General features: G+C 71.2%; 15 protein-coding genes. 7 read left to right on the forward strand and 8 right to left on the reverse strand.

The features are described from left to right. Nucleotides 1-3 precede the first annotated feature (3 nt). From IF54_RS0120305 to IF54_RS0120315, 4 genes are all read right to left on the reverse strand, one after another. Nucleotides 4-1,722: an ABC transporter substrate-binding protein gene (locus IF54_RS0120305; protein ID WP_030320614.1), complete on the reverse strand. Its 1,719-nt coding sequence runs from the start codon at nt 1,720-1,722 to the stop codon at nt 4-6. Nucleotides 1,723-1,889: 167 nt separating this feature from the next. Continuing rightward, entirely contained in the window at nt 1,890-1,985 is a 96-nt protein-coding gene (locus IF54_RS44070; RefSeq protein WP_324606064.1) for an Ms4533A family Cys-rich leader peptide, read from the reverse strand. Between the two features lie 57 nt (nt 1,986-2,042). Further along, nucleotides 2,043-3,680, reverse strand: coding sequence for a DUF3152 domain-containing protein (locus IF54_RS0120310; protein WP_030320617.1), 1,638 nt, complete (start codon nt 3,678-3,680; stop codon nt 2,043-2,045). A gap of 8 nt (nt 3,681-3,688) precedes the next feature. After that, nucleotides 3,689-4,807 carry an alpha/beta fold hydrolase gene (locus IF54_RS0120315; RefSeq protein ID WP_030320619.1) on the reverse strand — a complete coding sequence of 373 codons (1,119 nt, stop codon included), beginning with the start codon at nt 4,805-4,807 and terminating at the stop codon, nt 3,689-3,691. A 220-nt stretch (nt 4,808-5,027) separates the two neighbouring features. Between IF54_RS0120315 and IF54_RS0120320 the strand changes: the two genes are divergently transcribed. The 4 genes from IF54_RS0120320 (at nt 5,028) to IF54_RS0120335 (ending at nt 6,949) form a co-directional block, all read left to right on the forward strand. After that, nucleotides 5,028-5,246, forward strand: coding sequence for a hypothetical protein (locus IF54_RS0120320; protein WP_030320622.1), 219 nt, complete (start codon nt 5,028-5,030; stop codon nt 5,244-5,246). 196 nt (nt 5,247-5,442) lie between these two features. Then, complete coding sequence (locus IF54_RS0120325; protein ID WP_028809475.1) at nt 5,443-6,084, forward strand: TetR/AcrR family transcriptional regulator; 642 nt, start codon at nt 5,443-5,445, stop codon at nt 6,082-6,084. A 187-nt stretch (nt 6,085-6,271) separates the two neighbouring features. Next, nucleotides 6,272-6,499, forward strand: coding sequence for a DUF3107 domain-containing protein (locus IF54_RS0120330; RefSeq protein WP_020136741.1), 228 nt, complete (start codon nt 6,272-6,274; stop codon nt 6,497-6,499). A gap of 180 nt (nt 6,500-6,679) precedes the next feature. Further along, complete coding sequence (locus tag IF54_RS0120335) at nt 6,680-6,949, forward strand: hypothetical protein (protein ID WP_078852049.1); 270 nt, start codon at nt 6,680-6,682, stop codon at nt 6,947-6,949. A 419-nt stretch (nt 6,950-7,368) separates the two neighbouring features. Here the strand turns inward: IF54_RS0120335 and IF54_RS0120340 are convergent, their stop codons facing one another. Then, nucleotides 7,369-8,106, reverse strand: coding sequence for a ferritin-like fold-containing protein (locus IF54_RS0120340; protein ID WP_020136743.1), 738 nt, complete (start codon nt 8,104-8,106; stop codon nt 7,369-7,371). A 496-nt stretch (nt 8,107-8,602) separates the two neighbouring features. Here IF54_RS0120340 and IF54_RS0120345 point away from each other — a divergent pair, with 496 nt between their 5' ends. Both IF54_RS0120345 and IF54_RS0120350 read left to right on the forward strand, forming a co-directional pair. Beyond that, on the forward strand, nt 8,603-11,248 hold the full coding sequence (locus IF54_RS0120345) for a DEAD/DEAH box helicase (RefSeq protein WP_030320627.1): 2,646 nt from the start codon (nt 8,603-8,605) through the stop codon (nt 11,246-11,248). 247 nt (nt 11,249-11,495) lie between these two features. Further along, nucleotides 11,496-12,377: an alpha/beta fold hydrolase gene (locus tag IF54_RS0120350; RefSeq protein ID WP_030320630.1), complete on the forward strand. Its 882-nt coding sequence runs from the start codon at nt 11,496-11,498 to the stop codon at nt 12,375-12,377. Between the two features lie 4 nt (nt 12,378-12,381). On the opposite strand, the gene IF54_RS0120355 is transcribed toward IF54_RS0120350, so the two are convergent. After that, on the reverse strand, nt 12,382-13,275 hold the full coding sequence (locus tag IF54_RS0120355) for an NYN domain-containing protein (RefSeq protein ID WP_030320633.1): 894 nt from the start codon (nt 13,273-13,275) through the stop codon (nt 12,382-12,384). Between the two features lie 195 nt (nt 13,276-13,470). Between IF54_RS0120355 and IF54_RS42225 the strand changes: the two genes are divergently transcribed. After that, nucleotides 13,471-13,623, forward strand: coding sequence for a hypothetical protein (locus tag IF54_RS42225; protein WP_020136747.1), 153 nt, complete (start codon nt 13,471-13,473; stop codon nt 13,621-13,623). Between the two features lie 145 nt (nt 13,624-13,768). Here IF54_RS42225 and IF54_RS0120365 read toward each other — a convergent pair whose 3' ends face one another. Together IF54_RS0120365 and IF54_RS0120370 are read right to left on the reverse strand one after the other, a co-directional pair. Beyond that, nucleotides 13,769-14,374, reverse strand: a complete 606-nt coding sequence (locus IF54_RS0120365; protein WP_030320636.1) for a MarC family protein — start codon at nt 14,372-14,374, stop codon at nt 13,769-13,771. A gap of 47 nt (nt 14,375-14,421) precedes the next feature. Then, a complete protein-coding gene (locus tag IF54_RS0120370) occupies nt 14,422-15,279 on the reverse strand; it encodes a PHP domain-containing protein (protein WP_030320638.1) in 858 nt (285 codons plus the stop codon). Nucleotides 15,280-15,344: the final 65 nt, after the last annotated feature.

Consider the following 15,344-nt stretch of genomic DNA (forward strand, 5'->3'; position numbering starts at 1 on the left):
GGGTTACTTGACCGCGACCTGCGAGATGTCCAGGACGCCGGTCCAGTCGCTGATCACGACGTTCCTGATGTCCTTGCCGACCAGTCGCTTGTAGACCGGGTGGAACAGCGGCACGGTCAGCGCCTGCTCGCCGATCTTCTGGTCCAGCGCGCCCCACCTCTTGGCGGCCGCGTCAAGGTCGGTCAACTTGTTGATCGCGTCAATCTCGGCATTGACCGACTTGTCGTTGAGCAGGCCCGAGTTGAAGTTCGCACCGTCCTTGACGATCTGCCGGCCGTCGAAGATCGGGGCGAGGAAGGGGCCGCCGGAGGGCCAGTCGGCACCCCAGGCGGAGAGGAAGAAGCCGGGCTCCTTCTTCACGTCGTGGATCGTGTCCGAGTAGTTGTTGTCCTCCAGGCCCTGGAGCTTGACCGTGATGCCGGCCTTCTTGAGCGCGTCCTGGATCGCGGTGGCGATCTCGGGGCTGGTCTTGAAGTTCTGGGCGTTGTCGTGCGTCAGCGTGACGGTCAGGCCGTTCGGGTAGCCGGCCTCCTTCAGCAGCGCCTTGGCCTTGGCCGCGTTGCCGGTGGCACCCGCCGGGAAGAGGTCGTACGGCTCGTAGCCGAAGGACTTCTGGTCGGGCAGGAAGGTCGTGGCGGCCTCGGCCAGCGCGGAACCGCCCGCCGCGTTCACCACGGAGGAGCGGTCGACGGCGTAGGAGATCGCCTGGCGCACCTTGGCGTTGTCGAACGGCTTGACCGTCGGGTTGAACGCTATGTAGTTCGTGTAGCCGAAGTGGCCGGTGCCGACACGGGCCGCGAGCTCCTTGTCGCCGGTCACCTTGGCGAGTTCGGCCGGGCCGAGGTTGGTGTCCGTGGTGACCGCGGCCGCGTCCGCGCCCTGGGACGCAGACAGCCGCTGGTTGATCACCGAGGAGTCGAGACCGGACTTCACGTCGATCCTGTCCGGGTAGGCCTTGCGCTCGGGGTCCGTGGCGGCGGACCAGTAGGTGTTGCGCTCCAGGAGGAGCGTCTCGCCGTCGTTCTCGTTCTTGACGACCTTGTAGGGGCCTGACGAGACCGGGTGCTCCTCGTACTTGGTGCCGGTGTCCTTGGCCTTCGGAACGGGCGTGAACTGCGTCTGCGTGGCGAGGTACGGGAACTCGCCCTCGGGCTTGTTCAGGTGGAAGACGATGGTCCGCGCGTCCGGCGTCTCGATCGCCGGGAGGCCCTTCTTGTCCTTGTACGGCCCCTGGTAGTCGGCCGCGCCGACCAGCCAGTCCCGCAGGTAGGGGGCGCCGCCGGAGAGCTCGGGCGCGAAGGACCGCTCGATGCCGTACTTGATGTCGGCCGAGGTGATCGCGGTGCCGTCCTCGTACTTGAGGCCCTTCTTCAGGGTGTACGTCCACACGGTCGCGTCCTTGTTGGGGCGCCCGGTGTCGGTGGCGAGGTCGGGGACGACCTTGGTGCCCTCGGCGCCGCTCTCGCGGTTGCGGGTGGTGAGGGTGCGGAAGACGAGCGAGGGCACGTTGCCGCCGCCGGAGGTGTACAGCCGGGCCGGGTCGAAGTCCGACTGCGGGTCGGAGTTCAGGACCGTGAGGGTGCCGCCCTTGTGGGGCGTGGAGTCGCCACCGGAGCTCTTGGCATCGTTGTCCTCAGGACCGCAGGCGGCTGCGCCCGCGGCCAGAACAAGGCTTACGGACACCGCGGCCACGCGGCGCTTCGTGAGGGACGGTTGACGCATCGGAGACGACCTCTCGAAATGATGAGTCTCGAATGGCGAGACGGATTGACGAGGAGTGAGACAAGCGCGGACGGACGTCTGCCCCGGCGTCAGGTCGTCGAAAAGCCGTGACCGAAGTCACGGAAGGTGATCGGGATTCGCGACGCGCGCGCCAGAGGGGGCGGGCGTCAGCGACAGAGAATGTCGGCCACGCAGAGCGGAGTCACACCGATGAGCGCCAGCTCGATGGCGGCGCTGTTCTCGACGGCATGACTAGACCACATGGGCAGCAATATGTATGACCGGATCAACGCATGTCAATCCGACATCTGCGTCCTCCGTCAACTCCCCGGGTAGGGCCAGGGATTGGGCCGGCAGTGGATCCCGTCGTGGTCGAGGAACTTGGTCTGCTGCTGCATCACGGGCGCGAGCTCGCCGTTCTTGTCGCACGTCACATGGGAGTAGCCGAGACGGTGGCCGACTTCATGGTTGATCAACATCTGCCGGTACGCATGGATCCGATCACCGTATGTGGTTGATCCCTGCGCCCATCGATACGCATTGATCATCACTCGTTCGGTGGCGGCCGAGTCACAGGAGACGTTGTCCTCGGTGGTGTCGAGGCCGGACTTGGCGCACCAGTCCGCCGTGGTGCCGGGGCTGGCGAGCGTGATCACGAAGTCGGGCTTGCCGGTGTAGACGCGCTCGAAGGTCCGGGCACCGCGGTGGGCCCAGCTGCGGTCGTCGTTGAGCGTCTTCTGGACGGCCTCGGCGAAGAGCGCGCCGTCGAGCCCGAGCCCCTGTTCCACGTCCACGCGGTAGGTGTACTTCTGGCCCTTGCCGGGCGCCTTGTCGACCCCCGGGACCGCGTCGAACTTCCCCGAGCCGTCGAGCTTCGCGCTCAGCGGGTACTTGGTGCCCATCGCCTGCTCGTACGTCAGTTTCGCGACACTGGGCGAGCCGGACGGCGTCGGCTGCCCGGCCGTGACGGAGTCCCGGGCGTCGCGCGCCTGGTCGGTCGCCGTCGAGGAGCCGGCGGCGGTGTCGCGTTCCCCGGTGACCTGTCCGGCCACGACGACCGCGAGCACGGTGACGATGGCCGCGGCCGCGATGCCGGTGAACGTCCGCCCCTTGCCGCCCTTGGCCGACGGCGGGGCGTCGAGGGGCGGTGTCCCGTCGGAGCCGGAGCCGGCACCGGTTCCGACGCCGCCGCGGATGTCGTCCGGCCAGTCGGTGACGGAGCCGGAGGAGCCGTACGGGTCGGAGGGGTGCGCGGCGACGGACGTCCCGGCGCCTCGGCGAGACCCGTGACCCTCCCTCTGCCCCTTCCCGGCCCGCCCCTTCGGAGCACCGGGAGCGAACAGGTCGGTGTCGTCGGTGAACGCGTCGAGGTAGTCCTGCCGGGGCCCCTGCCGAGTCCCCGCCGACTGCTGCCGCTGCTCCTGCCGCTGGCGCGGAACAGCGCCCCCCGGCCCGGCTGCGGCCTGTCCGCCCGGACCGCGGCCGTCCAACTCCCCCCAGCCGCCCCCGGATTCACGCTGCTCGGGATGCCCGCCACGCGCCCTGGGGGTCCCCTGGGCAGGGGTGCCGTCGGCGATGCGGGGGAAGCCGTGCGCGGGCGTGCCGTCCGGCAGCCGGGGCAGACCCCGCGCGGGGGTGCCCTCCGGAAGCCGCGGGAAGCCGTGCGCCGGCGTGCCCTCGGGCAGCCTCGGGCCGCCCTGTGCGGGAACCCGGTGTCCGGCGCCGCCCGGCGCAGACGTCCCGTCCCCGGGACCGCGTCCCTGCGGCCCGCCCCACCGTGCTGCCTGCGACAGCGCCGACACCTGGGGCGAGGAAGCCTGGCTCAGGTTCTGCGCCCGGCCTCCCGGCACCTCCGCGCCCGCGCCGGGACCCGTCTGCCCCGGCCCGCCGCCGTCATTCGAACTGCTGTTGTCGGGCCCCTTCTTGGGAGCGGGCCCGCGTCGACTGTGGCGTCCCACGCCCCGCCTCAGCTCCCCACGGCCGTGGCATCGGCGCCGCCACCGGAGGCCGACCCGGCCTCACCCCGGCCCTGTGGACCGGTCGCACGACCGACTCCGCCGGAAGAAGCCACCGCCTTGTCCGCCTTGCCAGAGACGGTGTCCTTGTCAGAGACGGTGTCCTCGTCCGTGACGAAGCCCTTCGTAGAGACGAAGTCGCGGAACGCGCCCGCCACCGTCTCCGGGTACTCCATCATCGCCACGTGCCCCGCCTCCGGCAGGGTCAGCAGCCGGGAGTCGCGGAAGGTGCGGGCCGCCTTCTGGGCCATGCGGAAGCCGACGAGCTGGTCCTTGCCGCCGTAGACGAGCAGGGTCGGGGCGAGGACGCGCTCGGCCTGGCGCCACAGCGCGTGCTGGCCGCCCAGCGTGTACGCGTTGACCAGCCCGCGCGCGGAACGGGCCATCGCGTCCCAGAAGTACGGCAGTTGCAGCCGCCGTTCCATCTCCTCCACGGCGTGCTGGAAGCCCTCGGGGGTGACCCGGCCGGGGTCGCCGTAGCAGAGTGCCGTGACGCCGCGGACGCGCTGCTCGGCCGTCCATTTCCTGCTGTACCGGGTGAACAGACCGGCCACACCCGGCACCGCCAGCAGGCCCGTGGGCACGGCCGTGCGCTGCACGCGGATCTCCGGCAGGGCCGGGGAGACGAGGGTGAGGGTGCGGACCAGGTCCGGCCGCACCGCGGCGACGCGCGTGGACACCGCGCCGCCGAGGGAGTTCCCGAAAAGGTGGACGGGGCCGCGGCCGGAGGCGTCGAGGAAACGGATCACCGCGCGGGCGTGCGCGGTGAGCGAATAGTTGCCGTCGTCCGGCGGCGGGGAGTCGCCGAAGCCGGGCAGGTCGAGGGCCTCGCCGTCGACATCGCCCTCCAACTGCTCCATCAGCGCCGACCAGTTCTGCGAGGAACCGCCGAGGCCGTGGACGTACAGCGCGGGCGGCAGGCCCTCGCGCGCGGGCGGTCGTGAACGCACCGTCAGGGTGATGCCCTGAAGGCCCACCGAGCGGAGCCGCTCGCCCTCACCGACCCTGACGGGCGACACCTTCGGAAGCACGTTGGCGGGCGGCACGAAGGGCACCTCGGTCGAAGACATGCGGCAATGTTACGAGACGATCACGCACTGGTTCATGTGTTCGCCGTCACAGAGCACATGTACGGGGCGCCGTCACCGGGGCCCACGGGGCACATACCTCCCACATCCACCGCACGCGGATCGCATGGCGTTCAGATCGGGTGTCTCCTAGGCTCGTAGGCAGGGCACCCGCATGTGGCCCCCTGTGCGCATCAGGGACGTTCTAGGAAGGGAGCCCGCCATGGCCTACGACCCCACCGACCCCGAGGCCTTCGAGGAAGAGTCCGACGACGTCGAGCTCGACGTAGAGGCTCCGGAGGTGGACGCGGCCGAGCAGCACACCGACATCGCGCCGGACCGCGACGACCCGCTGACCGGCGTGGACCCCGGCGCGGCCAGCGAGGCCGACCTCGTCGAGCAGGCCAGGGTGGTCTCGCTCGACGAGGAGGACTATCGGTGACGCCGAGCCATTCTGAGCAGGAACAGGACAGAAACGGAGCGGGCCCTGCCCGTCGGATCCCTGTTTGAAACCTTTGCGTGGCTTTCGTCACTGTCCGGTCCGTGAAATTCTGCGTCGGCACCGCGCACAGCACGGTTACCGAAAAGTACGATGGCGGCGCGGCGCACACCGCATGTGGACGACATTGGGAGGCGGCGTGACAGCCATCGAGCAGACAGAGGCGGCGCGCCCGCGAGGGACGCGACTGCCGCGCCGTGCCCGACGGAACCAGCTGCTGGGTGCCGCGCAGGAAGTCTTCGTGGCACAGGGCTACCACGCGGCCGCGATGGACGACATCGCCGAGCGGGCCGGCGTCAGCAAGCCGGTGCTGTACCAGCACTTCCCGGGCAAGCTCGACCTCTACCTGGCGCTGCTGGACCAGCACTGCGAGTCGCTGATCCAGGCCGTGCGCAGCGCGCTGGCGTCGACGACCGACAACAAGCAGCGCGTGCGCGCGACCATGGACGCGTACTTCGCGTACGTCGAGGACGACGGCGGCGCCTTCCGTCTCGTCTTCGAGTCGGACCTGACGAACGAGCCCGCGGTCCGCGAGCGCGTCGACAAGGTCACCAACGAGTGCGCGGAGGCCATCCGCGACGTGATCGCCGAGGACACCGGCCTCTCGCCCGCGGAGGCGATGCTGCTGGCCTCCGGCCTCGGTGGCCTGGCCCAGGTCGTGGCGCGCTCCTGGCTGCACAGCGACCGCAGCGTGCCGCGCGACCAGGCGGTCCAGCTGCTGACCTCGCTGGCGTGGCGGGGCATCGCCGGCTTCCCGCTGCACGGCACCGACCACCACTGAGGCCACCGGCGGTGCACCGCCGCGAACACCGTCCGACCCGCACGTGCGCGTGCGGGTCGTTTGTTCCCGTCCGGTGTTCGCTGTTGGCGTTCTCACGCGGAGCGTGTACGTCCCCTCACCGGGCTAATGTGTGCTGGGTACGGCGCGGAAGGTCGCGCACTTCACTGACCGTCGGAGGGACATAGCCGTGGAGGTCAAGATCGGCGTGCAGCACGCGCCCCGCGAGATCGTTCTGGAGAGCGGTCAGAGCGCCGAGGATGTCGAGCGGGCGGTGGCGGACGCGCTGGCCGGCAAGTCTCAGCTGCTGAGCCTGGTGGACGAACACGGCCGCAAGGTCCTCGTCCCGGCCGACCGTCTCGCGTACGTCGAGCTCGGTGAGCCGGCTCCGCGCAAGGTGGGCTTCGGCGCGCTGTAGGCAGACGACGAGGAGGGGCCCGGCGACATGAAGTCGCCGGGCCCCTCCTCGCGTTGTGCCCGGAATCTCCCCTCCCCGTACGGAGCACGACTCGCGCCTTGGGGAGGATTGCATTCCGCAGGTCACGGGTATGACGGGCTACGACCGTGATGCGCAGTGTGGCCGTGTGGGAGGGACTCCATGATGTTGTTCGAAGCGCTCGGCTCCGCACTGCTCGGTCTGGTGCTGGCGGGGGTGGCGCTGCGCCGCCTCTCGCACCGTCTGCCCGCCCGCTCCCTGGTCCTCGCGACCGGCCCCGCGGGAGCCCTCTTCGGCGCCTTCGTCACCCACACCGCCCTGGACCCGGCCAATGTCCTGCCGATCTTCCTGGGCGCGGCGGTCGTCTCCGTCGCCTCACTGTCCCTCCTGCTGCGCCCGTCGGGAAGACTCCGCCGCTCAGCCACGGCGTGAAGAGCGGCGACGGGGACGCGGAGTAGGGCGGCGGGGGTCGCGTTCAAGCAAGGGCGCCAGCCTCAGCTTGCCCGAAGCCGACCCCATCAGGCAGGACAGGCGGCTCCCAGCAAGGCCGGCAAGGCCGCGTGAGACCGGCAAGGCCGCGTGAGGCCGACACCCCCGTAGAACGCCCGCAGCCACAGCAGGGAGCCGGCCTCCCGCCAGCGACACCGCCAGGGCGGCTCGGCCGGAGACAAGCAGCCTCCCACGGGCCCAGTGGGAGACCGGCAGGCTCCCCCGGGCGGCCCCAGCCGGAGACCAGCGGCCTCCCCGGCCGGCTGCCCCCGCAGGAGGGCCGAGCCGGCAGCCGCGCCCTCGGCCGGGCGGTTCCGGCAGGGAGGCCGGCGACCCCACCAGGGACCCGCGGCCCCCAAGAACTACGCCGCCAGCCCCAGCGCGGCCATCCGCTTGGTGTGGGCCTCGGTGATGCGGGAGAACATCCGGCCCACCTCGGCGAGATCGAAGCCGTCGGCGACGCCGCCCACGAGCATCGTCGACAGGGCGTCCCGGTCCGCGACCACCCGCTGCGACTGCGACAGGGCCTCCCCCATCAACCGCCGTGCCCACAGGGCGAGTCGACCGCCCACCCGCGGCTCCGCGTCGATCGCCGCGCGCACCTTCTCGACGGCGAACCCGGCATGCCCGGTGTCGTCGAGCACGGCCAGGACCAGCTCGCGCGTGTCCGTGTCGAGCCGCTCGGCGACCTCGCGGTAGAAGTCACTGGCGATCGAGTCGCCGACGTACGCCTTGACGAGGCCCTCCAGCCAGTCCGACGGCGCCGTCTGCCGGTGGAAGCCGTCCAGGGCCGCGACGAACGGCTCCATGGCGAGCGTCGGCTCCTCCCCGATCTCGGCCAGCCGGTCGCGCAGCTTCTCGTAGTGGTGGAACTCGGCCGACGCCATCTTCGCCAGCTCCGCCTTGTCCGCGAGGGTCGGCGCCAGCTTGGCGTCCTCCGCGAGCCGCTCGAAGGCCGCGAGCTCGCCGTACGCGAGTGCGCCGAGGAGATCGACGACCGCGGCCCGGTACTGCGGTTCCGTGGCGGCCTGGGCCCAGTCCTGGGCGGCCACTCCGGTGCGTTCGGCGGGTGCGTCAGAGGTGTTGTCAGGCGTCGTCATGAAGCGCACAATAGTCCGCTCGCCGCGCCTCGGAAGTCCCTGGTCAATCAGTGTGACGACGACTACGTGACCAAATCGGCCATCGCATGTGCGCGATTCCGAGGTATGGTGGTAATGCGCCTGCTGGTACGACGGCACTTCACTAGTGCGTCGTGCCTCGACAGGCCGCACGTATGAGGATGCCCGGTCGGTGGCCCGATCGGCTCCGACCCGACAGCCCTCCTCGCCCGTACGGCACAGTGCGTACGGAGTTCGGAGGGGGACCCTCAGCGGTACGAGCGCTAGAGCGTCGGCAGTGGTCCCGTGCCATTACGGCTTCGCCCGTAAGGCAGCCGACGTCCCCAGCACGGTTATGACGACCCCCGCGCTCGCCTCGCACCGCGCACACAGAAGAGGCAGCACCCTGACTACGACTTTCCGCGATCTCGGGATTCTCACCGAGACGGCCGAGGCCCTCGAAGCCGTCGGCATCATCAACCCGTTCCCCATCCAGCAGATGACGCTCCCGGTGGCCCTCTCCGGCTCCGACGTCATCGGCCAGGCCAAGACCGGCACCGGCAAGACGCTGGGCTTCGGCCTCCCGCTCCTCGAGCGCGTCACCGTCCCCGCCGACGTCGAGGCCGGCCGCGCCAGGCCCGAGGACCTCACCGACGCCCCGCAGGCGCTCGTCGTCGTCCCCACGCGCGAGCTGTGCACGCAGGTCACCAACGACCTACAGACCGCGGGCAAGGTACGCAACGTACGCGTTCTCGCCATCTACGGCGGCCGCGCCTACGAGCCCCAGGTCGAGGCCCTCAAGAAGGGCGTCGACGTCGTCGTCGGCACCCCGGGCCGACTGCTGGACCTCGCGGGCCAGAAGAAGCTCAACCTCGGCCACATCAAGGCGCTCGTCCTCGACGAGGCCGACGAGATGCTCGACCTGGGCTTCCTGCCCGACGTCGAGAAGATCATCAACATGCTGCCGACCCGCCGCCAGACGATGCTGTTCTCGGCGACCATGCCGGGCGCGGTCATCGGTCTCGCGCGCCGCTACATGTCGCAGCCCACGCACATCAACGCCACCTCGCCCGACGACGCGGGCAGGACGGTCGCGAACACCAAGCAGCACGTGTACCGCGCGCACAACATGGACAAGCCCGAGATGGTCGCGCGCATCCTCCAGGCCGACGGCCGTGGCCTGGTCATGGTCTTCTGCCGCACCAAGCGCACCGCGGCCGACCTCGCCGACCAGCTCAAGCAGCGCGGCTTCGCGGCCGGCGCGGTCCACGGCGACCTCGGCCAGGGCGCTCGCGAGCAGGCGCTGCGCGCCTTCCGCAACGGCAAGGTGGACGTCCTCGTCTGCACCGACGTCGCCGCCCGCGGCATCGACGTCGAGGGTGTCACGCACGTCATCAACTACCAGTCGCCCGAAGAGGAGAAGACGTACCTGCACCGCATCGGCCGTACCGGCCGCGCGGGTGCCAAGGGCATCGCGATCACCCTCGTCGACTGGGACGACATCCCGCGCTGGCAGCTGATCAACAAGGCGCTGGAGCTGAACTTCAACGACCCGCCGGAGACGTACTCCACCTCCCCGCACTTCTACGAGGAGCTGAACATCCCCGCGGGCACCAAGGGCATCCTGCCGCGCGCCGAGCGCACTCGCGCCGGGCTCGACGCGGAGGAGCTCGAGGACCTGGGCGAGCCGGGCGGACGCGGTGCGCGTGGCCGCGGCGACCGGGACCGGGGTCGTGGCCGCGGTGGCCGGGACGAGTCCCGCTCCGCCGACCGCGAGCGTTCGGAGCGTACGCCGCGCCGTCGCCGCCGTACCCGTGGCGGGGGCGCGCTGGACGCCACGGCCCCCGCCGAGTCGGTCGCCCCGTCGGAGACCTCCGCGCCCGCGCCCTCCTCGACCGAGGACGGCACCGCGCCCCGCACGCCGCGCCGCCGTCGCCGTACCCGTGGCGGAGCGGCCGACTCCGCGCCGGTCACGGCGTCCACGGCAGCGGGGACGGCTGAGCCGGCCGTGTCCGAGGCCGCCGAGGCCGCGGTCACGACGGCGGAGAGCCCGTCCCTCGGCACCGAGGCCCCGGCCAAGCCGCGCCGCCGCCGGACCCGCAGGTCCGCGGAAGCGCCGGTCGAGCAGGCCGAGGCCACGGTCGTCGAGACCGCGCCGGTCGCGGAGGTGGTCGCCGAGACGCCGACCGCCAAGCCGCGCCGTACCCGCAAGATCGCCGCCGCGGCTCCGGCCGCCGACGCCGCCGAGGTTGCGGTGGACACGGCCGAGGCCATGGCGACCACGCCGCGCCGCCGTACCCGCAAGGCCGCGGAGCCCGCCGTGGCAGCGGTGGCCGCAGTGGAGACGGTGGAAACCCCGAAGGCCACGGAGGCCACGGAGGCCACGGACGTCACGGAGGTCGCGGAGACCAAGCCGCGCCGCACCCGCAAGACCGCCGCGACCAAGGCCGCCGAGGTTGCGGTCGACACGGCGGAGGCCGCTGTGGACACCGCGGAAGGCACGGTCACCACACCGCGCCGCCGTACCCGCAAGACCGCCACTGCCGCCCCCGCGGAGACCATCACGGTCGAAGCCACCGAGCCCGCTGCCGAAGCCAAGCCGCGCCGCACGCGCAAGACGGCCGCGACGAAGGCCGCCGAGACCGCGGTGGACACGGTCGAGGCGACCGAGGCCAAGCCGCGCCGTACCCGCAAGACGGCCGCGACGAAGGCCGCCGAGGCTGCGGTCGACACGGCGGAGGCCACGGCGACCACGCCGCGCCGCCGTACCCGCAAGGCCGCCGAGCCGGCCGTGGCCGCCGAGATCCCGGTCCAGACGGTCCAGGAGCCGGAGGTGGCCGAGGCCGCCAAGCCGCGCCGTACGCGTAAGACGGTCGCGACCAAGGCCGCCGAGGCTGCCGAGGCCGCTGTGGACACCGCGGAAGGCACGGCCACCAAGCCGCGCCGCACCCGCAAGACCGCCGTTGCCGCACCCGCGGAGACCGCCGCGGCCGAGGTCGCCGAGGCCAAGCCCCGTCGACGCGCCACCCGCAAGGCCGCCGAGCCCGCGGTGACCGCCGACATCCCGGCTCAGGCCGACAAGGAGCCGGCCGCCCCGCGGCGCCGCACCCGCAAGACGGCTGCCACGGAACCCGCGGACAGCTGACCCCACACCGAACGGCCCGGCCCACCGCAAGGGGGCCGGGCCGTCGGCGTTCCTCCCCAGCGAACCCGCCACCAGGAGCGCCGGGGCGCGCATCACCAAGCACCACCTCACTCGCCTAGGGGCGCGGGGCTGTGTTGATGTGCGGCTCCGCCGCATGGGCGCGACCAGCCCCCACGGACCCGCACCGACAAACGCACCCAACCCCCGCCCCCCGCACCCGCCCCCGGGCCCCCGCTACCCTCACCCCGTGAGCACCCGAGCCGTCTTCGCCCCGCCCCCCGGCGCCCGCGTCTACCCCCTGCACACCGCTCGCGGTGACTTCGCGGTCGTGGAGTCCGACGTGCCCGCCGGTGTCGTCAGGAAGGGCACCGCCCTGTTCGTGCCGGGGTTCACCGGGAGCAAGGAGGACTTCACGCTGCTGCACGAGCCGTTGACGGCACGCGGGTACCGGGTCGTGGCCGTGGACGGGCGGGGGCAGTTCGAGTCGGACGGGCCGGAGACCGACGAATCCGCCTACGCGCAGGACGAGTTGGCGCGAGATGTGCTCGCCCAGGCCGCCGCCGTGGGAACGCCCGTGCACCTGGTCGGACACTCCATGGGCGGTCAGGTCTCCCGTGCGGCCGTCCTCCTCGACCACTCCCCCTTCCTGTCCTTCACCCTCGTCTCCTCGGGCCCGGCGCAGATCTCCGACTCCCAGCAGCAGCGCGTGAAACTGCTGCGGGACGCGCTCGGGACGATGACGATGGCCGAGGTGTGGGACGCGATTCTGGCGATGGGCCCGCCCGAGGAGGTCGGCGGCCCCGCGCAGGGCATCGGGGACGTCGTACAGCTCCGCCGCCGCTGGCTCGGCAACAAGCCCGCCCAACTCCTCGCGGCGGGACGTCAGTTGTGCACGGAACCGGACCGGGTCGCCGAACTGGCCGCCGTCCCGCTTCCGTTCCACGTCCTGTCCGGAGCCCAGGACGACACCTGGCCCGTCCCGCTCCTGGACGACATGGCCGTACGGCTCCGGGCGCGCCGCACGGTGATCCCGGGCGCCGACCACTCCCCCAACGCCGACGAGCCGCTCCCCACGGCCCGCGCCCTGGCCGACTTCTGGGACGGCCGCACCCCGGGCGACGACGGCTGAGACGTCAGTACTGCGCCTGCACGTGCTCCCAGAACCCGTCCCGCAGCGCCCGCCGCAGATCCGACTGGCCGCGCAGCGAGTACTGGAGCAGCCCCTCCGCCTCCACCAGCAGGTCCTGGTCCACCGAGCCCGGTAGGTAGGGGTGGCCGGGCAGGAGTTCCTGGAGCGACTCCCGGCCCCGCTCCGCCAGCCACTTCGCGGCGATCTGCGCGCCCACGAACCGGACGTTCTCGCGGGTGGGCCGGGCGGCCGTCGACTCGTAGGCGGCCGCGGTGCGCCGGGCGACGTACGGCTTGAAGAAGTCGAGGTCGAGGGTGCGCTGGCTGTCGACCTCCCAGAGCAGGGGCTCCGCCTGGTTGCGGCCCTCGGGTGCCTCGATGCCCCACAGGTGGACGCGGGCGCCGTAGCCCTGGGCGGCCTCGACCGCGGAGACCAGGTCCTCGTCGCCGCCGAGGAGTGCCGCGTCGCTGATGGCGCGGTGGCGGGCCAGTGACTCCAGGTCGCTGCGGATGAGCGAGTCGACGCCCTTCTGCTGGTTGTTGGCGTTGAGGTTGCCCAACCTGACCTTCACGTCCGGGAGTTCGGCGATGGACTGCTGCTCGGCGGTGTGGATACGGCGTCTCGCGCCGTCGTACCAGTAGACCCTCAGCAGTCTGCTGTCCGCGAAGATGGTGCGGGCCCGGTCGATGAGGGCCTCGATCAGGCCCTCGGCGTCGAGGTCGAAGGCACGGCGGTCCTCGGTGCCGGCGACGAGTCGCCCCGCGGCCGCGTAGAGGTATCCCGCGTCGACGAAGATCGCATGGGTCGAGGGCGTCTTCGCCACCTCGGCGAGCATGCGCTGGAGCAGCTCGTTGGTGCGGTCGATGCGGGCGCTCAGGGGCGCGAGGTCGTCGTTCATCGCCTCCATTGTCCCGGCGGTCACGCTGCGAACACAACCGGTCCCAATGAGTTCCCGACGACTCACTTACCGGTCAGTAGTTAGTCGTTCGAAAAATTTCTTTAGCGTAGGGAATGTTTGTAACACGCACCCCGTTGACTACATACGTACGCAGCAATTCTCCGCAGGAGGATGACCAGACGAAGGGAGAAGCCTGTGCGCTTCGAAATCATGCGACTCGACGACGTCGACGGCACGCCCGTGGACAGTACCGTCGTGGACGCCGCCTCCGTCAACCGGATCGTTCAGCAGGCCGCCGCCATCGGGCAGCGGCTGTGGATCCGTCCGGCCGACACCACGGCCTCGTAACACTCACCGGCACTCACCGCAGACGGCTCAGACGACTGAGTCGACTTGGACGCGATCACCGCACACGCTTCGGACGCGGCTCACCGCACAAGCTTCAGGGCCCCGGTCTCTTCGACCGGGGCCCTTTCGGATTCCCGGACCGGACTCAGCTCGCCTGCACGACCTGCGTGATCCCGTTGATGATCTGCTGGACGGCGATCGCGGAGAGCATCATGCCCGCGAGCCGTGTCACCAGCACCACTCCGCCGTCCTTGATGACCCGGATGATCAGCAGCGAGTACCGCATGACCAGCCACAGCACGACATGGATGGCGAGGATGGCCACCCACACCGAGACCTGCGTGGCCACACTGTGGGCCTTCTGCACGGCGAGGATCACGGAGACGATCGCGCCGGGGCCTGCCAGCAGCGGCATGCCGAGCGGTACGAGCGCCACGTTCACGTCCTTGGTCTGCTTCGGCTCGTCGGTCTTGCCGGTCAGCAGATCCAGGGCGATGAGCAGAAGCAGCAGCCCGCCCGCGATCATCAGCGCGGGCACGGAGACGTGGAGATAGTTCAGGATCTGGTGGCCGAGGAGCCCGAAGACGGCGATGACACCGCCCGCCACGCAGACTGCCTGGAAGGCCATCCGCTTCTGCACCTTGCCGGGCCGGCCGGCGGTCAGGGCGAGGAAGATCGGGGTGATCCCGGGGGGATCCATGATGACGAACAGGGTGAGGAAGAGCGAGCCGAAGACGGCGACGTCGAACATGAAAGCCTTGCAGGAGAAGAGAGATGAACAGGGGAGCCGGGACCGACTCAGGCCCCGCCGGTCCCCGGCACCGGGAACGCGCCCGTCGCCCGCCGCGTGATCTCCCCGTACACCTCGGGGTCCGTCGTGTACGCGCCGAGGGAGACCGTCTTGCGGCTGCCGTGGTAGTCGCTGGACCCGGTGACGAGCAGCCCCAGGTCCGCGGCGAGCCCGCGCAGCCGTACCCGCGTCTCCTCGTCGTGGTCCATGTGGTCGATCTCGATGCCGTCGAGCCCGACGGCGGCCATCTCGGCGATCGCAGACTCCGGGACGGTGCGGCCCCGCTTGCTCGCGCCCGGGTGGGCGAACACGGTGACGCCACCCGCCGCCTTGACCAGCCGGATCGCCTCGAAGGGGTCGGTCTCGTGCTTGGCCACGTGGGCCCGCCCGCCGTCGCCGAGCCAGGCCGGGGTGAAGGCCTCGTCCACGCTCGACACGACGCCGAGCTCGACGAGCGCGGTGGCGACATGCGGCCGCCCGACCGATCCGTCCCCGGCGATCCGTGCGACCTGCTCCCAGGTGACCGGTACGCCGATCTCCTGGAGCCGCGCCACGATGGCCCGCGCCCGCGGCACCCGGTCGTCCCGCACCAGTTCCCGCTCGGCGAGCAGCGCGGGCTCCTCGGGGTCGAACAGGTAGGCCAGCATGTGCAGGGAGATCCCGTCGATCCGGCAGGACAGCTCGGCCCCGGTGACGAGGGTCAGCCCGGCGGGCAGGGCGGCAAGCGCCTCACGGTGTCCACGGGTCGTGTCGTGATCGGTGAGCGCGACGACGTCCAGCCCGGCAGCGGCGGCGTTGCGCACCAGCTCGGCGGGGGTGTCCGTACCGTCGGAGGCGGTGGAGTGGGTGTGCAGATCGATGCGCACGCGGACTCCAGGCGATGACGGGACGGGGAGGGACGCTCAAGGATAACCGGACTTTCCAGGTCCGC

The organism is Streptomyces sp. NRRL B-3229 (assembly GCF_000719505.1).
In the GTDB taxonomy this organism is placed as follows: domain Bacteria; phylum Actinomycetota; class Actinomycetes; order Streptomycetales; family Streptomycetaceae; genus Streptomyces; species Streptomyces griseorubiginosus.

What these genes read in the sequence shown, in the direction of transcription:
- IF54_RS0120305 (WP_030320614.1), bottom strand. Translation starts at nt 1,722, where the DNA reads ATGCGTCAACCGTCCCTCACGAAGCGCCGCGTGGCCGCGGTGTCCGTA.
- IF54_RS44070 (WP_324606064.1), bottom strand. Translation starts at nt 1,985, where the DNA reads ATGTGGTCTAGTCATGCCGTCGAGAACAGCGCCGCCATCGAGCTGGCG.
- IF54_RS0120315 (WP_030320619.1), bottom strand. Translation starts at nt 4,807, where the DNA reads ATGTCTTCGACCGAGGTGCCCTTCGTGCCGCCCGCCAACGTGCTTCCG.
- IF54_RS0120320 (WP_030320622.1), top strand. Translation starts at nt 5,028, where the DNA reads ATGGCCTACGACCCCACCGACCCCGAGGCCTTCGAGGAAGAGTCCGAC.
- IF54_RS0120335 (WP_078852049.1), top strand. Translation starts at nt 6,680, where the DNA reads ATGATGTTGTTCGAAGCGCTCGGCTCCGCACTGCTCGGTCTGGTGCTG.
- IF54_RS0120340 (WP_020136743.1), bottom strand. Translation starts at nt 8,106, where the DNA reads ATGACGACGCCTGACAACACCTCTGACGCACCCGCCGAACGCACCGGA.
- IF54_RS0120345 (WP_030320627.1), top strand. Translation starts at nt 8,603, where the DNA reads ATGACGCTCCCGGTGGCCCTCTCCGGCTCCGACGTCATCGGCCAGGCC.
- IF54_RS0120355 (WP_030320633.1), bottom strand. Translation starts at nt 13,275, where the DNA reads ATGAACGACGACCTCGCGCCCCTGAGCGCCCGCATCGACCGCACCAAC.
- IF54_RS0120365 (WP_030320636.1), bottom strand. Translation starts at nt 14,374, where the DNA reads ATGTTCGACGTCGCCGTCTTCGGCTCGCTCTTCCTCACCCTGTTCGTC.